The sequence below is a fragment of the Enterobacter sp. FB genome (assembly GCF_000805795.1).
Classification (GTDB): Bacteria; Pseudomonadota; Gammaproteobacteria; order Enterobacterales; family Enterobacteriaceae; genus Enterobacter; species Enterobacter roggenkampii.
Window position 1 is genome coordinate 1,049,897 of record NZ_JSZC01000013.1, and the last position, 17,253, is coordinate 1,067,149.

A 17,253-nucleotide genomic window follows, 5' to 3' on the forward strand; every position below is an offset into this window, starting at 1 on the left:
GGGCGGTGAAATTTTCTCAAGAAAGAACCATTCACTGCCTTTTAGAACAGAAAGGAATATAAATGATGTTTTTGGATGTCAGGACAGCAAGACGTAAAGTTGTCTGGATGTGAGGATGGCTATATCCGCATAAAATGCTGCAAAAATGAGCGTTTTTGCAGGGTGTCAGCCAGCAGATATACATCAGGCAGATAATCATTGCTGAAATTCATCTAAATGCTTCCCACCCGGTAAATCCGCTATTTATTCCCCAAAGTTATAACACATTCTTTTTTGTTCATTTAAAAGCTGATAACGCCTGTTTACTATCGTTTGGACATCCATACTGCTAAACCGCCGCGGGCGGCACGGATAACGAATAAGAATGATAGTTCTCAGCAATATTTCGAAGGTTTTTGATAACGGAAAGGTGGCGCTCACGGCCGTTGATAATGTCAATTTGACGATAGCACAGGGACAGATATACGGGATCATCGGTTACAGCGGCGCAGGTAAAAGTACGCTTATTCGCTTGCTGAATGGTCTGGAAAAACCGAGCAGCGGCAGCGTAACCATCAACGGGCAGAACATTTCTGCCGCAAAAGGTGAAGCCCTGCGCCAGGCGCGTCTGAAGATCAGCATGGTGTTTCAGCACTTCAACCTGCTGTGGTCGCGCACGGTCAGCGAGAATATTGCGTTCTCGATGCAAATTGCCGGCGTACCGAAAGCCGACATTAAGGCCCGCGTGGCCGAGCTTATTGAACTCGTTGGCCTGAAAGGTCGCGAGCATGCCTATCCATCACAGCTGAGCGGTGGGCAAAAGCAGCGCGTGGGCATTGCGCGTGCGCTGGCTAATCGCCCGGATGTGCTGCTCTGCGATGAAGCCACCTCCGCGCTTGACCCGCAGACCACCGATCAGATCCTCGATCTGCTGCTGGATATTAACCGTCGTTTCAGGCTGACCATCGTGCTGATCACGCACGAGATGCACGTGGTGCGCAAAATCTGCGACCGCGTGGCGGTGATGGAGAACGGTAAGGTGGTTGAAGAGGGAGACGTGCTGAGCGTCTTTACCCATCCGCAGCAGCCGATTACGCAGCAGTTTGTCCGTCAGGTGAGCCAGTACGCTGAAGAAGAAACCTTCAATACCGAACTGGCAAACGATCTGGAAGGGACGGTGATCAGGCTGACCTTTACCGGGCACAGCACGCATAAACCGATTGTGGGTGAGCTCACGCTGCGCTACGGCCTGCCGTTTAACATTCTGCACGGAAAAATGACCCAAACCGCTCACGGCGTGTTTGGTCAGCTCTGGGTGCACGTCGTGGCATCTGATGAACAACTGAACAATATCCTCGCCGACCTGCAGCACAGCGATATTGAAGGCGAGGTGATTAAACATGGCTGAGAATTTCTTTCCGCATCTCAAGTGGGATCAGCTCTGGGCGGCGACGCTGGAGACGCTGTACATGACTGCGCTGTCCGGCGTGGCAACTTTCGTCCTGGGCATCGTGCTGGGCCTGGCGCTGTTTTTAACCGCGCGCGGCGGACTGTTCCACAACCGCACGGTATATAGCGTCATTTCGATTGTGGTGAACGTGTTCCGCTCGATTCCGTTCATCATTTTGATTGTGCTGCTGATCCCGTTCACCAAGACCGTTGTCGGCACCATTCTTGGCGCCAACGCGGCGCTGCCGGCCCTGATTGTGGGTGCCGCACCGTTCTACGCACGCCTGGTGGAGATCGCCCTGCGTGAAGTGGATAAAGGCGTCATCGAAGCCACACGCTCGATGGGCGCACGACTGAGCACGCTCGTGTTTCGGGTTTTACTGCCGGAATCATCACCCGCACTGGTCTCGGGTATTACGGTGACGCTGATTGCGCTGGTGAGCTACAGCGCGATGGCGGGGGTGATTGGCGCCGGTGGTTTGGGAAATCTGGCTTATCTGGAAGGATTCCAGCGCAACCATGGTGACGTCACGCTGGTGGCAACGGTGACCATTCTGATCATCGTTTTCATTATCCAGTTCTGCGGCGATGTCATTACTTCACTGTTAGATAAACGCTAATACCCGTCATATTTCGAGCCTCAGGCGCGTTGGCTGCATTCGTTCACCCCAGTCACTTACTGTATGTAAGCTCCTGGGGATTCACTCACTTGCCGCCTTCCTGTGACTCGAACTATTTAGGGTAACAACAACACACAGGAACCACATCATGAAAAAGACACTGACACTGATCGCCGCTGCAACCCTGAGCGCCCTGAGCTTCGCCTCCTGGGCCGACACCCTGACCGTGGGGGCATCCAACACGCCGCATGCGGAAATTCTGGAGCAGGCAAAGCCGATTCTGGCGAAGCAGGGTATCGACCTGGAGATTAAACCGTTCCAGGACTACATTCTGCCGAACACCGCGCTGGCGGGTCATGACATCGACGCGAACTATTTCCAGCACATTCCTTACCTGAACAGCGTGCTGAAAGATCATGCGGGCGATAAAGACTACGATTTTGTCAGTGCGGGCGCGATCCACATTGAGCCAATCGGCATCTACTCCAAAAAATACAAGTCGCTGAAAGACCTGCCGGAAGGTGGCAAGATCATCATGCGTGACGCGGTTTCGGAAGAGGGCCGTATTCTCTCCATCTTCGAGAAAGAGGGCGTGATCAAGCTGAAGCCGGGCATCGATAAAGTCACCGCGCGCATCAGCGACATCGTCGAGAACCCGAAAAAGCTGAAGTTCACGCCTAACGTTGAAGCGTCTCTGCTGCCGCAGATGTACAACAACAACGAAGGCGACGCGGTGGTGATTAACGCCAACTACGCGATTGACGCGGGTCTGGATCCGGTTCATGACCCGATTGCGGTTGAGAGCGGTGAAAACAACCCGTACGCTAACATCATTACCGTGCATCGCGGTGACGAGAAGAAGAAAGATATCGTCGCGCTGGTGAACGTGCTGCACTCGAAAGAGATTCAGGACTGGATCCGCACCAAGTACAAAGGCGCGGTCATTCCAGTAAACAACTAATTGACTGATTTTACAGATGAAGCCCGGTGAGTCTCTCGCCGGGCTTCTTTTTTGTATCCGGCAGGATAATCATTTAAGCTCAACGTTTAACAGGCAATGGAGTGATGACGATGGGTAACGTGACCAAAGATGAAGCGCTGTACCAGGAGATGTGCCGGGTGGTCGGAAAGGTGGTGCTTGAGATGCGTGATTTAGGGCAGGAGCCAAAGCATATTGTCATTGCCGGTGTTCTGCGTACCGCGCTGGCGAACCAGCGCGTGAAACGCAGTGAATTGACAACCGAAGCGATGGAAACGGTGGTTAAAGCGCTGGCCGGGTAAGGCGCCAGCGCTTCGCAATCTGCTCAAGCGAGCAGCAGAGCAGGTAATAGACCACGCCCGTAAAGATAAAAATGGCCGCCGGGTAGATTTGCACCCGGTTGTTGACCTGTCCCGCCACCGTGGTCAGCTCCGGGACGTTCACGATAAACGCCAGCGACGTATCCTTCAGCAGGCTGATAAAAATCCCCACCAGCGACGGCAAAATATTCCCCAGCGCCTGCGGCAGCAGCACGCGCCACAGGGTTTGCTGCGTGCTGAATCCCTGTGACAGCGCGGCTTCGTACTGCCCGGTCGGCAGCGCGCTCAGCCCGGCCAGCACCGAGTGCATCACGGTGGCCGCAGTAAACCAGGCCAGCGCCAGCGTGACGGTCAGCGCTCCCGGCAGATCGCCCCCGGTGATGAGCGGCAGGAGATACCACATCCAGAAAATCACGAAGATGAGCGGGATCCCGCGAATCAGCTCTGCCCATAAAAAGAGGGCTTTGCGCACGAGCCCGGTAAAGCGCCAGGCCAGGCACGCGAGCGCAATCCCCGCGGGCAGGGCGATAACGGCTGCTCCAGTCGCCATCATCAGCGAGAGCAACACGCCCCCCGGTTCACCGGCTGCCGCGCGTCCCCACAGCAGATAATCGAGGTTATCGGTGATGACATTAAGTCCGGCAATCATGTTTTTCACTCCCTGCGGTGACGACGATCGGACGTTTACGTTTCGCCTGCGGCCCAAGGCGAACCAGCACCATTCCCATGACCAGACCGGTCAGGAGATAGAGTGCGGTACCGAGGGTAAATGCCTCCAGCGCGTGCGCGTTATAGCTTTCAATCTGCCTGACCTGATAGGTGAGCTCGGCGAAGCCAATCCCGCTGGCGAGCGAGGAGAGCTTCATCAGGTTGAGATACTGGCCCACAACGGGCTGCCAGGCGTTAGCCAGTCCCTGCGGCAGCAGGATGTAGCGAAACACGCGCCATACTGAGAATCCCTGGGCCAGCGCCGCCTCCCGTTGCCCGACTGGCACAGAACGCAACCCGGCTTCCACTTCTTCGATCAAAAACGCCGAGGTAAAAACGCCCAGCCCCCAGGCAGAGCATAAAAATTCGGGCGTAAACCACCAGACGTCGCCGGGCAGAATGGACCAGCTGTGATCGGCGTTGACCGCGTCGCGAAACGCCTGCGGCAGCCCGTTCCAGGCGGCAAAATACCAGAACAGCAGCTGCACCAGCAGCGGGGTATTGCGAAACATCGATACCCAGCCGCTGACGATCGCTTTCCCGACGCGTCCACCGGACAGGCGCAGGAGCATAAAGAGCAGTGCGAGCAGGCTGGCCAGCGCGATCCCCGCCAGCGTCACCCACAGGGTGGTGAGAAATCCGGAAAGTATCCACTGCAGAGGCTGTCCGGTCAGTACTCCCTGCCAGTCGAGCGCGGGCATTACAGATGCTCCTGATGCAGCGGGTCCAGCACCTTTTGCAGGAACCGCTGCGCGCGCGGATGCGCTGGCTGGCTGAAAAACTGTGCCGGCGGCGCGGTTTCCAGAATTTGCCCGCCGTCGATAAAGACAATCCGGTCGGCAATTTCCCGGGCAAACTGCATCTCATGGGTCACCACGATCATCGTGATCCCGCTGTGGGCGAGGGCTTTCATCACAAACAGCACTTCACCAATCATCTCGGGATCGAGTGCCGACGTCGGCTCGTCAAAGAGAATGATTTGCGGTGACGAGGCCAGGGCGCGGGCAATCGCGACCCGCTGCTGCTGTCCACCGGAAAGCTCAGCCGGGTAATGGTGGGCTTTTTCCAGCATCCCGACTTTCTCCAGCAGGGCCAGCGCGCGCGCCTGAGCGGGGAGCGGCTTCCAGCCGTGGACGTGCTCAAGCGCCAGGGTGATGTTCTGGCTGGCGGTGAGGTGGGCATAAAGATTGAACTGCTGAAACACAAACCCCACGCGGCTTCGCAGCTGGCGCAGCCCGCTACCGGAGAGCCTGCCGGTAGGCTTGTTGTCGACCAGGATCTCCCCGCCGCTCAGGGGTTCAAGCTGGTTGATAAGACGAATCAGGGTGGATTTACCGGAACCCGACGGGCCGAGGATGGCAACCACTTCACCGGGCGTGATGGTGAGGTTAATGTCGTTTAAAACCTGATGGTCACCGTAGCGTTTGTCCACGTGGCGAAACTCGACGCTGGCCTGTTCCAGATGTGAAAAATCCGCGGCACCGGCCGCGGAGTGTGAAAATAAACCTGAGAGCATATTACTTAGCTTCTATTTTAAAGGCGCGAGGCTGTGGGGCTGGGGTGCCTGGACCAAACCAGACGTCGTAGATTTTTGCCGCCTGGCCGTTCTTCTCGAGATTGACCAGCTCATCGTTGACGGCTTTCAGCAGCGCCGTTTCACCTTTTTTCACCCCGACGCCAATCTCTTCTTTGCTCAGCAGGTCGGGCAGGATTTTGAAGTTGGCTTTATCCGGCGCCTGCGCCAGCAGACCGGCCAGAATGGTGCTGTCCTGAGTGATGGCCTGTACGTTGCCGTTGCGCAGCGCGGTCAGCGCCAGCGGAATATCGTCATAAGAGAGGACGCGGGACTGCGGGAAGCGCTGGTGCAGCGCCTGCTCGCCCGTCGTGCCTTTGACCGCGCCAATGCGCGCCCGGCTGTAGTCATCGAGCTTGTCCGGAGATTTCGCCGGAACGAGGAACTGCTGGCCGGTAACGAAGTAAGGCGTCGAGAAATCAATGACCTGTGCGCGTTCTGGGGTGATAGTAATATCCGCCACGATCAGGTCGGCTTTGCCGGACTGCAGCAGCGGAATGCGGTTGGCCGGATTGGTGGCAACCAGTTCAAGCTTCACGCCGAGCGATGTTGCCAGCGCTTTGGCGAAGTCCACGTCGTAACCCACGATCTCATGCGTTTTGGCATCAATCGAGCCAAACGGCGGGTTGGCATCAAACGTGGCGACTTTCACCACCCCTGCTGCCTTGATATCCGCCAGCTGATCGGCCTGCGCCTGCGCTGAAAACAGGCCCCAGGCTGCCACTACGCCCAGAACCAGCGTCCGTTTTTTAAACCCTTTCATTTTTGCTGCCATAGTCATACGCCATCCCGTTGTTTTTGTTTTACCCCGTTACGCTCCCATAAGGGAAAGCTATCGCCAAATAAGAAATCGTTCTTTGCTATGAGCAAAAAAGCATTAGTGAACAAGGTGTTAATGAAGCGTGAAAAGGACGGGGCGCTATTTGCAGATCCTGCACATCGACAGTGGATTTTGGTATTTCCCCTGCACGGGAGTGGGGTGCTTAACTGAAGGCAGATACGGCGAGAGAGGGTAAAACGATGAAAAAATGGATCAGCACGTTACGGCGGTTTTTTGCGACCCGACCAGCGAATGCGGAGAACAGCGCGCAACGTGTTCTTGAGTCGATACTGCCTGTCGCCAGCCTGTATGGCGTAGACGTTGCCAACATTGACCCGGAGTGGTTCCATGATAAAACGCCACGCTGAACTGCGCCGCACGCGCGAAACGTACTGGAATGAGGTGTGCGTGACGTCTGTAAAGCCTCAAAAGACGGAAAAGTACGCGCTGAATCATTCGGTTAATTAGCCCGCTTTTGTTACCAATGTGTCCTTTCAGTCATGGAGAAAATGATGAAACGGACCACGTTAACACGCGCGCTTTCTGTCCCTGCGCTACTTTTCACAATTCATGCGGCACACGCCGCACCGCAGGCGCATGTTGTTTGCGGCTATTCCCATACCCTTGGCGATGACGCCATTATGATGTACGGCATGCCCAACGAGGCCATGCTGCACGACTTCTTCGGCAACGTGCAAACGGATGCTGACTCCAGCCGTGAATCCCTGCGCCGGGATGAAAAGACCACCTGCGATAACAAAGCCGACAGCTCTGCCTACTGGGCACCTTCGCTTCGCCTGCCTGACGGCACGGTCGTCAAACCGGCGTATCAAAAAACCTATTATCAGGCATCGAACGTGGACGCCTGGCCGCTACACCCTTTCCCGGCGGGGCTGTCGCTGCTGGCGGGCGACCATCACGGTAGTGCGCCGAATCCACATATCACCTTTTTATGTGCCAACGGCAAGGGTTACACCACCAAAACCGGTGAGGTCTGCGGCTTGCGCAAGGCGAACGATGCCGTGCAGTTTAATATCGGCATTCAGTTTCCTAACTGCTGGGATGGAGTGAACCTGAAGCCTGCCCATGGTCTGATTAACGCCACCTACGACGTCAAGGGGCAGTGCCCGTCCACCTTCCCGGTGAAAATTCCCACCGTGAACATGAACATTGCTTACGTACTCCCGACGATTAGCTCGCTTGATACCAGCAAAGTGCAGCTCTCCATGGACCCCATCATGCACGGCGATGAGCGAGAAGAGCGGTGGGGTAGCCTGTATACGGCGCATGCAGATTTTATGAACGGCTGGACGGAAGACGCCGCGCGCTTTATGACGGACCTGTGCATGAACCGCGGGTTAGATTGTGGCACCACCGTCCCGTATGGTTATTCCAGAGCGAAGGCCAACGTCTGGCTCAGCAGCCTGGAGCCAGACCTCTCCCAGCCCGAACCGCAGGTTTTACTGGTGCAGGATAACTGGCAGAACGGGGGGCGCACGAAAAACAGCGAAACGCTGTCGCTGGTGAAGTTCCACATTCCCCCTCTGCCTGCCGGGCAGGATCCTTCGCAGTTTACATACCGCGTGCGGATTTATGGCGGCAAAGTGGAAACTAACGGTGCCGATCAGATCTTCTTCTATCCGGCCAGCAATGACTGGGATCCTGCTACCGTAAGATGGGCCTCGCGTCCGGCCTGTAACTATCGCTCCGACGCAGTGCTCTATCTGAACCATTCTCGTGAATACCGGATGGTGAACGTGGACAAAGCCGTGCGCAAGGCGCTGGCGGAAGGAAAAACCGAAATCTCGTGGTATATCGGCGGTGACCGCCAGGGGAATCATTACCAGTTCGAACCGGCGTCTTCATCAGAAAGCCTGGTTCTGATGCTAACGGGGTTTAAAAAGACGCCTGAGCTGTAATCTTACCCGCAATGAAAAAAGCACCGGTTTTCCGGTGCTTTTTTATCAGATCTTGCAGGCGTCGCCGCAGTCGTCGTCGGCAATAATCGCCTGCGCTTTTTTATCCGCATCGTCCAGACGTTCTGCGTTACGCTCTTCCGCTTCATCCAGACCGTTAAAAACTAAGTTATCGAGATCAATTTCCATCTTGCACCTGCTCTGTTCGGTTTTTGATACTGGCACAGTATAGGGTAAAAAACGCCAGCAATGTACCTCGCAGCACATAAGGATAATCCCTGCCATACTCAGTGCTTTATCACTGAGGAGCGCTCATGATTACACTCTGTAGAACCTGCGGTACTTCTTATGAGGGAACGCCGGAGAGATGTGCCATTTGCGAGGATGAACGTCAGTATGTTCCGGCCAGCGGCCAGGCGTGGATCGATTACGCGACGGTAACGGCGACACACGCCAACAAATGGCAGCAGCTGGAGCCGCAGTTATTCAGTATCAAGACGGTACCCGCTTTTGCCATTAACCAGCGGGCACTCCTCCTGCGTACCCCCACGGTAACATTCTCTGGGACTGCATCGCCAACCTTGATCCTGCAACCCAAACGCTCATCGCCGCACTCGGCGGCCTTCGCGCGATTGCGATTTCTCATCCGCACTATTACACCACGATGCAGGAGTGGGCCGCGGCTTTCGACGCGCCGGTCTATCTGCACATAAGCGATAGCGAGTGGGTGATGCGCGACAGCCCGGCGATTTATTTCTGGGATGGCGATGCGCTGGAGATAGTACCGTCGGTTACGCTGCTGCGTCTCGGCGGGCATTTTGCGGGCGGAACGGTACTGCACTGGCAGGAGGGCGAGGGCGTTTTACTGGCGGGAGACATTTTGCAGGTGACCCCAGGGAAAGAGGCCGTGTCGTTCATGTGGAGCTACCCGAATATGCTTCCGCTGCCTGCCCGTACGGTTGAGGACGTGACCCGGCGCCTGGCGGGAAAATCGTTCGCCCGTCTTTACGGCGCGTTCGAAGGGCAGAACATTCCGGCAAACGCCGATGACATCGTGCAGCGGTCGGGCCAGAAATATATTGCTTGTCTCAAGTGAAGCACGGTGGGTAAACTTTGCGAGTGTGATCTCGATCATGCCTAAACGAAAACAGATAAAAGAGAAATTGCTATGCAACATATCATTGAAGGTTTTCTCAGCTTTCAAAAAGAGATTTTCCCGCAACGTAAAGAGCTCTTTCGCAGTTTAGCGTCCAGCCAGAATCCCAAAGCGCTGTTTATCTCCTGCTCCGACAGCCGTCTGGTCCCTGAACTGGTCACCCAGCAAGAGCCGGGACAACTCTTTGTTATTCGTAATGCTGGCAACATTGTTCCACCGTTCGGGCCGGAGCCAGGCGGCGTCTCTGCCACTATCGAGTACGCGGTAGTGGCGCTGGGCGTGACCGACATCGTGATCTGCGGTCACTCCAACTGCGGCGCGATGAAGGCGATTGCCGATAACGCGAACCTGGAGCCGATGCCTGCTGTATCGCACTGGCTGCGCTATTCCGACGCGGCAAAAGCCGTGGTAGAGAAGAAAAGCTGGGATAAGCCGATCGATAAAGTGAATGCGATGGTGCAGGAAAACGTCTTTGCGCAGCTCAGCAACATCAAGACCCACCCGTCCGTCGCGGTGGGCCTGCGTAATAACTCGCTTCGCCTGCACGGCTGGGTATACGACATTGAAAGCGGCAAAATTCTCGCCCTGGATAAAGCGACGAAAAGCTTCGTCTCGCTGTCGGAAAACCCGGAAGTGTTCTTCGAATAATCTCGCGTTGCAGGGCATGGAAGCCCTGTCAGTTCTCCACGTACGGTAACCGACGCCGTATACCTGAGGCCGGTTTTTCAGCCGCCTTCGCCATCGCTTCTGCAATCTCCGCACACTCTGCCAGCCCCTGAACGAAGGGACGATCGTGCATCAGCCACGGTATTGCGCCGAAGGCGATGCGCCCACGAACCGTTTCTGGCGCTTTTAACGTGTAATCCTCGCCGATGTCGGGGATCTCATCGCCCGTCTCCTCAAGCTGTCCGCGCAGCGATGGGAAAGGCAGATCGTTTGTTTTAAGCGGCTTTTGCCCGCGCGCATCAATAAAGACGTCGAAACGATAAACGGTCTCTTGTGTGGTGATGACTGTCCGATCGCTGCCGGCATCAAGCGTGTAATCATCGCCGAGCGCCGCCACGCTAATGATGCCGGCCTCGCGAAGCGCAAGCAGCCTGCGGATAGACTGCGGCGGGATGGCGGCATAGTTGTCGATAAACACGCGGGTGAGGCCCTGCTTAAAGCGCTCTCTGTCCTCTTCGTTGAGGTGGGGCACAATCTCCTGAACCACCTCATGCAGTCGAAGGACGGTATAGCGCCAGGCCACGGTGCGCCGTTCGCGTTTATTGCGTTCAACCTCGTTGAGATTCTCTTCCGCCCAGGTAAAGGGCCCGTGGCGCTTACGATCCTCAAACCAGGCCTCACGAATGGTGTCCGCATTCAGCGTATACAGAGACATTTTCTCGCACCACGCCGGGTCGGCGAGTTCAAGCTCTTTCACCATCAGGGCAAAGACTCGGTCAAGCAGGCCATCCGGTCCTTTGGCTATCTCGCTTTCCACTACGAATTCGGTCAATACCGACAGCGGTTCATAAGGGATGGGGCAGTAAAAATCGGCTTCCGGGAGAATGCCCGTCCGGGACATCAGCGTAATGTTTAACCCTTCGCTGCCGCTGTCGAGGATGAATTTACCGTCACGAAACTCGCCGTGCTGCATCACCACCGCCATAGCCGCGTCCAGGCCACTCAATGAGGTGCCCATAATGCCCACGCGGCAAGGGGGAATGCGGGCGTCCATCAGGCCGGACCACGGGCTTGGGAAGAACGTGCGCGTGGCTTCATCCTCCTCTGGCCAGACGTGGCCGGTGGCAATAACCGCCAGGTCGAATTTATCCGCTAATGTGCGGTCGTTGACCGAAATCGTCACGCCGGTTGTCGAAGGGATGATGTCGGTGACCTTCGCGGATTCATGGACCTCAACCTGGAACCCCAGCTTTTTCGCCTCTTTTACGATTGAACGAAAGCTGTCGCGAAAATACTCTCCCAACAGGATCCTGGGCAGGAACTGCCGATCGTGCAGGCTCGCTTTATCAACTTTAAAGTGCGCCAGATGGTCGTCGCTTTGCTCCTTAAGCCAGTCGAGGTAGGTCATAAAAATGGGCGGGATTTCAATGCTCGCAATGTTCGCCAGCATCAGCCGGGAATTATCGTCATCGTTATAGGGCATGCCCACGCCAGCTTCATCGGCCTGTTCAAAGACGGAAACGGAGAGTGGGGTATTGTTATTAAGCAGATGATAAAAGGTGTAAATTCCCGTGGGGCCGGAGCCGATAATCGCGATCTTCTTCATCAACACGTTTCCTGTGTTTCTTTCCATAGGAAAAGCGTAGCAGGAGAATAATGATGAAAATAAGGGATTAAGAAAATTCAGGATAACTGAGGAGAATTTGCACCATTTCAGGACTGAAATGGTGCGTCCGAGTGGACTCGAACCACCGACCCCCACCATGTCAAGGTGGTGCTCTAACCAACTGAGCTACGGACGCAGAATGGTGCGTTCAATTGGACTCGAACCAACGACCCCCACCATGTCAAGGTGGTGCTCTAACCAACTGAGCTATGAACGCAACGTGTTGTCGGTGACAACGGGGACGAATATTAGCGGCACAGCACCGAGGTGGCAAGAGGGAAAATGCAATTTTCTCTCTGATTTCACGCGATTGCTGTATTACCGCGCAAAGTGAAGAGAAAGTAGCCGCCGGGCGGCGGCTACTGCGTATTTAACGTGCAGCGCGTTGCAAAATGATCGTTGATGGCTGGCGCTGCAGGAAGCGCATGCGCAACATCATCATAATTGCCGCCGACGTCAGGCCGATGATAAAGCCCATCCAGAACCCCGCCGGTCCCATGCGGTCAACCACCAGGTCGGTCAGGGCCAGAATATACCCACACGGCAGACCCAGCACCCAGTAGGCGATGAAGGTGATAAAGAAAATGGAACGCGTGTCTTTATAGCCGCGCAGCACCCCGCTGCCAATCACCTGGATGGAGTCCGAAATCTGGTAAATCGCGGCCAGCAGCATCAGGTGCGAGGCCAGCGCGACGACTTCCGGATTGTCGTTGTAGAGCAGGGCAATCTGCTCGCGCAGCGCCACGGTAAAAAGCGCCGTGCAAATGGCCATGCAGACGCCGACGCCCAGTCCGGTGCGCGCGGCGGTTTGCGCATCGAGCGTCAAGCCTTGCCCCAGGCGGAAGCCCACGCGAATCGTCACTGCTGCGGCCAGCGACATCGGCAGGACAAACATCAGGGAGCTGAAGTTGAGCGCAATCTGATGCCCGGCGACGTTCACAATGCCCAGCGGGGAGACCAGCAGGGCGACCACGGCAAACAGGGTCACCTCAAAGAACAGCGCAAGGGCAATCGGCAACCCTAACTGCACCAGGCGCGTCATGATGTTCCAGTCCGGCGTGCTGAATCTGTTCTCGTTACGAATATCACGCATGGAGCGGGCGCGCTTCACGAAGGTAAGCATTGAGAAGAACATGACCCAGTAAACGGCGGCCGTCGCCACGCCGCAGCCGACGCCGCCCAGCTCCGGCATCCCGAAATGACCGTAAATAAAAACATAGTTAACGGGAATGTTGACCAGCAACCCGATAAAGCCCATCACCATGCCGGGCTTGGTTTTCGCCAGACCTTCACACTGGTTACGCGCCACCTGGAAGAAGAGATATCCAGGCGCCCCCCAGAGCAGGGCGCGCAGATAGCCCACGGCTTTGTCCGCCAGGGCCGGGTCAATGTTATGCATAGCGCGAATGATATGGCCCGCGTTCCAGAGCACGACCATGATCAGCACAGAGACAAACCCGGCCAGCCAGAAACCCTGGCGGACCTGATGGGCAATGCGCTCGCGGCGCCCCGAGCCATTGAGCTGAGCGATAACAGGCGTGAGCGCGAGCAGCAGACCGTGGCCGAACAGGATGGCCGGAAGCCAGATTGACGTGCCGATAGCAACGGCCGCCATGTCGGTGGCGCTGTAGCCACCTGCCATTACCGTATCCACAAATCCCATTGCGGTCTGGGCCACCTGCGCGACGATCACGGGTATAGCCAGTGCCAATAGCTGGCGCGCTTCATTCATGTACTTCTGCACGTGAACACCTTTATTTTGTAGTTATATGAGAGACTAAAAAAGCCGCCGAAACGGGCAGCAAGAAGAAAATGCAGGGGGGTGCCAGCTATTGTAGCGGGCTTTAGCTATTTATCTAGTGAAAAAATCGCCAGAAAATGCGCTCCGCTGGCAACCTGTTTTTCCAACTGTTATTGTGGAGGGATTAAACGGTGTCATCACCGTTCGGAAAAAACAGGAGTTGTAAGCATGTTTACTGGTATTGTGCAGGGCACTGCCAAAGTGGTGTCCATTGATGAAAAACCTAATTTCCGTACTCATGTTGTTGAGCTGCCGGAATATATGCTTGAGGGCATCGAAACCGGCGCCTCGATTGCCCATAACGGCTGCTGCCTGACCGTGACAGAAATTAACGGCAACCAGATTAGCTTTGATTTAATGAAAGAGACGCTGCGGATCACTAACCTGGGCGAGCTGGTGGTAGGCGATACCGTCAACGTTGAGCGCGCGGCGAAGTTCAGCGATGAGATTGGCGGCCATTTGATGTCCGGGCACATCATGACCACTGCCGAAGTGGCGAAAATCGTGACCTCGGAAAATAACCGTCAAATCTGGTTTAAAATGCAGGACCCGTCATTAATGAAATACATCCTCTATAAAGGATTTATTGGCATTGACGGGATTAGCCTGACGGTGGGAGAAGTGACGCCAACGCGTTTTTGCGTGCATTTAATTCCTGAAACGCTGCAGCGCACCACGCTGGGCGCGAAAAAATTGGGGCATCGCGTGAATATCGAAATCGATCCGCAAACCCAGGCCGTGGTTGATACGGTGGAGCGCGTGCTGGCAGCAAAAGAAGCCGCAATAATAAAGACCGCAGAAGAAGAATAAAAAATAACCCCGGCTATCCGGGGTTATTTTTTTAGCGTGCGACACGCAGTCCGTGTTCAATCCCCCGGCTGAATACCACCTGCCAGAGCTGAATATCCCGTGCGCGAAACGCCCCCGCGCAGGCATTCAGATAATAGCTAAACATCCGTTTAAATCGTTCTGAATAGTTGTCCGCAATCTCGGGCCAGGCTTTCTGGAAACGTTCATGCCATGCCATTAAGGTGGTGTCGTAGTCCGCGCCAAAGTTATGCCAGTCTTCCATCACGAAATGGGATTCACTGGCGTTGGCAATCTGGCGAACGGACGGTAAACAACCATTCGGAAAGATGTATTTATTGATCCACGGGTCAACGTTGTTGTCGGTCCGCTTAGAGCCGATGGTGTGCAGCAGGAAGAGGCCGTCCGGTTTCAAATTACGATCCACCACCTCAAAGTAGGTGTCGTAGTTTTTTGGCCCCACGTGCTCGAACATGCCGACGGAAACGATCCGGTCGAACTGCTCGTTCAGGTCACGGTAGTCCTGTAGCCGGATATCCACATCAAGACCCTGACAGCGCTCCCGCGCCATTTTTTGCTGTTCCGCTGAGATCGTCACGCCGACCACGCTGACGCCGTAGTGCTTCGCCATAAAATACGCCAGCCCGCCCCAGCCGCAGCCGATATCCAGCACGCGCATGCCGGGCTGTAGCTGCAGCTTCTCGCTGATCAGGCGCAGCTTGGCCTGCTGTGCTTCCTCAAGCGTCGACGCGTCTTTCCAGTAGGCGCAGGAATATTGCATGAAAGGGTCCAGCATGCGGCTGAACAGGTCGTTGCCGAGATCGTAATGTTCTTTGCCGACGATCCATGCGCGTTTTTTACTTTGCAAGTTAAACAGTCGGGCAGAGGCGACACGCAGGGTGTCTTTCAGATTGCGGGGGAGTTGATTTTCCAGACCGGCGCGCAACACGCTGGCAAAAAAGATATCCAGACGTTCGCACTCCCACCAGCCGTCCATATAACTTTCTCCCAGGCCTAACGATCCTTCCCGCAACACGCGTTTAAAAAAGTCGGGATGTTTTACCTGGGGATCGGATGGCGAAGATCCGTTGATAGTGATGCCTGCTCGACCTAACAGTTCACTGACGATCCGGGACCAGTTGTCGTCCGGAACGCTGACTTCTTCTATACACGATGAACTCATAGCTTCTCCATCACCCTGATGTGATCAGAACCTTCAAACAGCGTAGACGCTTTTTTTGGTTTGTGAGAAATCTCACGGTAAATACCGCGAGGCTAGTATCCGACGTAGAACAGAGGAAGGGAGATAACCCTTGCCGAAATGCCTTCCATGGTAAAACGGGAGCACTCCGGCTCCCGTTAACACTTAATATTTATCGTATTTAATCGAACCAAATTTAGTATAGGCCTCAAAATTTGGTGATTCAATAGAAAATTGTTAGCAACCTAATCACTGAAATGTAACATGATTTCTGGCGCAATCAGGCATGCGAAGTTTCCACCTGCGCGCCGTTATCCTGCTCGCGCTGCGCGGACGCCTGCATGCGGTAACCCAATACCGCCAGCGCTACGGTGAACAGCATCACGCTGGTGGTGGTCAACAGCGGCGTGGCAATCAGCGCCGAGACCACCAGACTTGCGAGGAAGCAGAGACCCAGCTGCAGGGTATTTTGCAGCGCGGCGGCGCGGCCTGTCGCCTGCGGGAATGGACGTAATGCCTGTGCCACCACGATCGGGTAGATCGCTCCGTTTGCCACGGCCATCACGCAGAAGGGGACCAAAATTTCAGCCAGACCCGCGCCCGGAATAAACCCGACGGCCCAGGTACCGATGACGCTCAGCGCATAGAGCACCATCAGCCATGGCAGCATCTGCTGACCTTCCCATTTTTGCAGCGCCGCGCGGCAGCCGTACCCGCCCACCAGGAACGCGATGGTCTGCGGAACATAGCTCAGACCGATGGCCGCCGGGCTGTAGCCCATATCGTGCAGAATAAACGGCGAGCCGGTGAGCCACGCGAAGAAGCTGGCCGAACAGGCGGCATAAATCAGGACATTCCCGCGATACGCTTTGGCGCTCAGCAGGGAGGTGAAGGTAATCGGCGTCGCGTCGGCATGCGCCTCTTTTTTATGCGCGGGCTTAAGGGCAAACGCCGGCAGCATCAGCACCAGCGTGATGGCAAACAGCGTGGCAAAAATGGCCTGCCAGTCAAAGTGCGCGAGGATCCAGCTGCCCAGCAGCGGAGCCAGGGCAGGGGAGAGGCCCACCAGCGGCATAATGGTGGCGAAAATACGGTTTGTGCGGTTAGCCGGGTAGTAGTCGGTCACCAGCGCCTGCCAGGTCACCGCCGCAGCACAGACGCCCACGGCCTGAACGAAGCGCAGCACCAGCAGCCAGGTAGCATCGCGCACCCACAGCATCCCCAGGCAGCCCACGGCAAAAATGGCCAGACCCAGCAGCAGCACCGGTTTACGGCCGAAGCGATCCGAGAGCGGTCCCCAGAGCAGCTGGGCGAAAGCAAAACCGGCAAGGAACAGGCTCAGGCTCGCGCTGATGGCCGCGGCAGGGGTTTGCAGGTCTTCCTGCATCGCGGCAAACGCGGGCAGGTACATGTCGGTGGCCAAAAAGCCCAGCACGCTTAAGCCGCCGAGCCAGACTAAAAATCCTTTCCTGGGTTGCATTCTTTTATTCTCCTGAGGAGGCAGGTGTACGTTGGCGCAGAGTGTAGGGAGTGCAAAGCGGCTTGTGAAACGCTAATATTTGGCGGGTGCATTCAAATTTTTTGCAGGCAGA

Annotated in this window: 17 protein-coding genes, 2 tRNA genes and 1 pseudogene; 9 read left to right on the forward strand and 11 right to left on the reverse strand. The window is 55.8% G+C overall.

Annotated elements, in window-relative coordinates; translation table 11 throughout:
• Window positions 1-364: 364 nt before the first annotated feature.
• The 4 genes from PI91_RS11900 (at window position 365) to fumD (ending at window position 3,329) form a co-directional block, all read left to right on the forward strand.
• The gene (locus PI91_RS11900) at window positions 365-1,387 is read left to right on the forward strand and encodes a methionine ABC transporter ATP-binding protein (protein ID WP_021241114.1); all 1,023 of its coding nucleotides are present in this window, start codon (window positions 365-367) and stop codon (window positions 1,385-1,387) included.
• The gene (locus PI91_RS11905) at window positions 1,380-2,048 is read left to right on the forward strand and encodes a methionine ABC transporter permease (RefSeq protein WP_039266186.1); all 669 of its coding nucleotides are present in this window, start codon (window positions 1,380-1,382) and stop codon (window positions 2,046-2,048) included. The genes PI91_RS11900 and PI91_RS11905 overlap by 8 nt, the downstream gene beginning before the upstream one ends.
• Before the next feature lie 148 nt (window positions 2,049-2,196).
• On the forward strand, window positions 2,197-3,009 hold the full coding sequence (locus tag PI91_RS11910; RefSeq protein ID WP_008500616.1) for a MetQ/NlpA family ABC transporter substrate-binding protein: 813 nt from the start codon (window positions 2,197-2,199) through the stop codon (window positions 3,007-3,009).
• Between the two features lie 110 nt (window positions 3,010-3,119).
• On the forward strand, window positions 3,120-3,329 hold the full coding sequence (fumD, locus tag PI91_RS11915) for a fumarate hydratase FumD (RefSeq protein WP_008500615.1): 210 nt from the start codon (window positions 3,120-3,122) through the stop codon (window positions 3,327-3,329).
• Here the strand turns inward: fumD and PI91_RS11920 are convergent.
• Genes PI91_RS11920 through PI91_RS11935 form a run of 4 tightly spaced genes read right to left on the reverse strand, consistent with a single transcriptional unit; the run spans window position 3,310 to window position 6,403 of the window.
• Window positions 3,310-3,996, reverse strand: coding sequence for an amino acid ABC transporter permease (locus PI91_RS11920; RefSeq protein ID WP_039266187.1), 687 nt, complete (start codon window positions 3,994-3,996; stop codon window positions 3,310-3,312). The two genes, fumD and PI91_RS11920, sit on opposite strands and share 20 nt — an antisense overlap.
• Window positions 3,980-4,756: an amino acid ABC transporter permease gene (locus tag PI91_RS11925; RefSeq protein ID WP_039266188.1), complete on the reverse strand. Its 777-nt coding sequence runs from the start codon at window positions 4,754-4,756 to the stop codon at window positions 3,980-3,982. The genes PI91_RS11920 and PI91_RS11925 overlap by 17 nt, the downstream gene beginning before the upstream one ends.
• Window positions 4,756-5,571: an amino acid ABC transporter ATP-binding protein gene (locus PI91_RS11930; RefSeq protein WP_023327195.1), complete on the reverse strand. Its 816-nt coding sequence runs from the start codon at window positions 5,569-5,571 to the stop codon at window positions 4,756-4,758. The genes PI91_RS11925 and PI91_RS11930 overlap by 1 nt, the downstream gene beginning before the upstream one ends.
• A gap of 1 nt (window position 5,572) precedes the next feature.
• A complete protein-coding gene (locus PI91_RS11935) occupies window positions 5,573-6,403 on the reverse strand; it encodes an ABC transporter substrate-binding protein (RefSeq protein ID WP_021241119.1) in 831 nt (276 codons plus the stop codon).
• 245 nt (window positions 6,404-6,648) lie between these two features.
• Between PI91_RS11935 and PI91_RS26150 the strand changes: the two genes are divergently transcribed.
• Together PI91_RS26150 and PI91_RS11945 are read left to right on the forward strand one after the other, a co-directional pair.
• Entirely contained in the window at window positions 6,649-6,816 is a 168-nt protein-coding gene (locus PI91_RS26150) for a hypothetical protein (RefSeq protein ID WP_008500610.1), read from the forward strand.
• Between the two features lie 144 nt (window positions 6,817-6,960).
• Window positions 6,961-8,367: a DUF1996 domain-containing protein gene (locus PI91_RS11945; RefSeq protein WP_021241120.1), complete on the forward strand. Its 1,407-nt coding sequence runs from the start codon at window positions 6,961-6,963 to the stop codon at window positions 8,365-8,367.
• Between the two features lie 45 nt (window positions 8,368-8,412).
• On the opposite strand, the gene PI91_RS25690 is transcribed toward PI91_RS11945, so the two are convergent.
• Window positions 8,413-8,553: a hypothetical protein gene (locus PI91_RS25690; RefSeq protein ID WP_008500607.1), complete on the reverse strand. Its 141-nt coding sequence runs from the start codon at window positions 8,551-8,553 to the stop codon at window positions 8,413-8,415.
• A gap of 125 nt (window positions 8,554-8,678) precedes the next feature.
• Between PI91_RS25690 and PI91_RS11955 the strand changes: the two are divergent.
• Together PI91_RS11955 and PI91_RS11960 are read left to right on the forward strand one after the other, a co-directional pair.
• A pseudogene (locus tag PI91_RS11955) lies at window positions 8,679-9,460 on the forward strand (MBL fold metallo-hydrolase).
• Between the two features lie 72 nt (window positions 9,461-9,532).
• Complete coding sequence (locus PI91_RS11960; protein ID WP_008500605.1) at window positions 9,533-10,168, forward strand: carbonic anhydrase; 636 nt, start codon at window positions 9,533-9,535, stop codon at window positions 10,166-10,168.
• Between the two features lie 28 nt (window positions 10,169-10,196).
• Here the strand turns inward: PI91_RS11960 and PI91_RS11965 are convergent, their stop codons facing one another.
• From PI91_RS11965 to mdtK, 4 genes are all read right to left on the reverse strand, one after another.
• Complete coding sequence (locus tag PI91_RS11965) at window positions 10,197-11,792, reverse strand: FAD-NAD(P)-binding protein (protein ID WP_039266189.1); 1,596 nt, start codon at window positions 11,790-11,792, stop codon at window positions 10,197-10,199.
• A 119-nt stretch (window positions 11,793-11,911) separates the two neighbouring features.
• Window positions 11,912-11,988, reverse strand: a tRNA-Val gene (locus PI91_RS11970).
• A gap of 4 nt (window positions 11,989-11,992) precedes the next feature.
• Window positions 11,993-12,069: transfer RNA gene (locus tag PI91_RS11975), tRNA-Val, on the reverse strand.
• Window positions 12,070-12,222: 153 nt separating this feature from the next.
• Window positions 12,223-13,596, reverse strand: a complete 1,374-nt coding sequence (gene mdtK, locus PI91_RS11980; RefSeq protein WP_039266190.1) for an MdtK family multidrug efflux MATE transporter — start codon at window positions 13,594-13,596, stop codon at window positions 12,223-12,225.
• A 225-nt stretch (window positions 13,597-13,821) separates the two neighbouring features.
• Here mdtK and PI91_RS11985 point away from each other — a divergent pair, with 225 nt between their 5' ends.
• Window positions 13,822-14,463 carry a riboflavin synthase gene (locus tag PI91_RS11985; RefSeq protein ID WP_008500602.1) on the forward strand — a complete coding sequence of 214 codons (642 nt, stop codon included), beginning with the start codon at window positions 13,822-13,824 and terminating at the stop codon, window positions 14,461-14,463.
• Between the two features lie 31 nt (window positions 14,464-14,494).
• Here PI91_RS11985 and cfa read toward each other — a convergent pair whose 3' ends face one another.
• Window positions 14,495-15,643 carry a cyclopropane fatty acyl phospholipid synthase gene (gene cfa, locus PI91_RS11990; protein WP_008500601.1) on the reverse strand — a complete coding sequence of 383 codons (1,149 nt, stop codon included), beginning with the start codon at window positions 15,641-15,643 and terminating at the stop codon, window positions 14,495-14,497.
• A 298-nt stretch (window positions 15,644-15,941) separates the two neighbouring features.
• The gene (gene punC / locus PI91_RS11995) at window positions 15,942-17,141 is read right to left on the reverse strand and encodes a purine nucleoside transporter PunC (protein ID WP_039266191.1); all 1,200 of its coding nucleotides are present in this window, start codon (window positions 17,139-17,141) and stop codon (window positions 15,942-15,944) included.
• Window positions 17,142-17,253 lie beyond the last annotated feature (112 nt).

What these genes read in the sequence shown, in the direction of transcription:
- fumD (WP_008500615.1), top strand. Translation starts at nt 3,120, where the DNA reads ATGGGTAACGTGACCAAAGATGAAGCGCTGTACCAGGAGATGTGCCGG.
- PI91_RS11925 (WP_039266188.1), bottom strand. Translation starts at nt 4,756, where the DNA reads ATGCCCGCGCTCGACTGGCAGGGAGTACTGACCGGACAGCCTCTGCAG.
- PI91_RS11965 (WP_039266189.1), bottom strand. Translation starts at nt 11,792, where the DNA reads ATGAAGAAGATCGCGATTATCGGCTCCGGCCCCACGGGAATTTACACC.
- PI91_RS11905 (WP_039266186.1), top strand. Translation starts at nt 1,380, where the DNA reads ATGGCTGAGAATTTCTTTCCGCATCTCAAGTGGGATCAGCTCTGGGCG.
- PI91_RS11960 (WP_008500605.1), top strand. Translation starts at nt 9,533, where the DNA reads ATGCAACATATCATTGAAGGTTTTCTCAGCTTTCAAAAAGAGATTTTC.
- PI91_RS11935 (WP_021241119.1), bottom strand. Translation starts at nt 6,403, where the DNA reads ATGGCAGCAAAAATGAAAGGGTTTAAAAAACGGACGCTGGTTCTGGGC.
- PI91_RS26150 (WP_008500610.1), top strand. Translation starts at nt 6,649, where the DNA reads ATGAAAAAATGGATCAGCACGTTACGGCGGTTTTTTGCGACCCGACCA.
- PI91_RS11930 (WP_023327195.1), bottom strand. Translation starts at nt 5,571, where the DNA reads ATGCTCTCAGGTTTATTTTCACACTCCGCGGCCGGTGCCGCGGATTTT.
- punC (WP_039266191.1), bottom strand. Translation starts at nt 17,141, where the DNA reads ATGCAACCCAGGAAAGGATTTTTAGTCTGGCTCGGCGGCTTAAGCGTG.
- PI91_RS25690 (WP_008500607.1), bottom strand. Translation starts at nt 8,553, where the DNA reads ATGGAAATTGATCTCGATAACTTAGTTTTTAACGGTCTGGATGAAGCG.
- PI91_RS11985 (WP_008500602.1), top strand. Translation starts at nt 13,822, where the DNA reads ATGTTTACTGGTATTGTGCAGGGCACTGCCAAAGTGGTGTCCATTGAT.
- PI91_RS11900 (WP_021241114.1), top strand. Translation starts at nt 365, where the DNA reads ATGATAGTTCTCAGCAATATTTCGAAGGTTTTTGATAACGGAAAGGTG.
- PI91_RS11910 (WP_008500616.1), top strand. Translation starts at nt 2,197, where the DNA reads ATGAAAAAGACACTGACACTGATCGCCGCTGCAACCCTGAGCGCCCTG.
- PI91_RS11945 (WP_021241120.1), top strand. Translation starts at nt 6,961, where the DNA reads ATGAAACGGACCACGTTAACACGCGCGCTTTCTGTCCCTGCGCTACTT.
- cfa (WP_008500601.1), bottom strand. Translation starts at nt 15,643, where the DNA reads ATGAGTTCATCGTGTATAGAAGAAGTCAGCGTTCCGGACGACAACTGG.
- PI91_RS11920 (WP_039266187.1), bottom strand. Translation starts at nt 3,996, where the DNA reads ATGATTGCCGGACTTAATGTCATCACCGATAACCTCGATTATCTGCTG.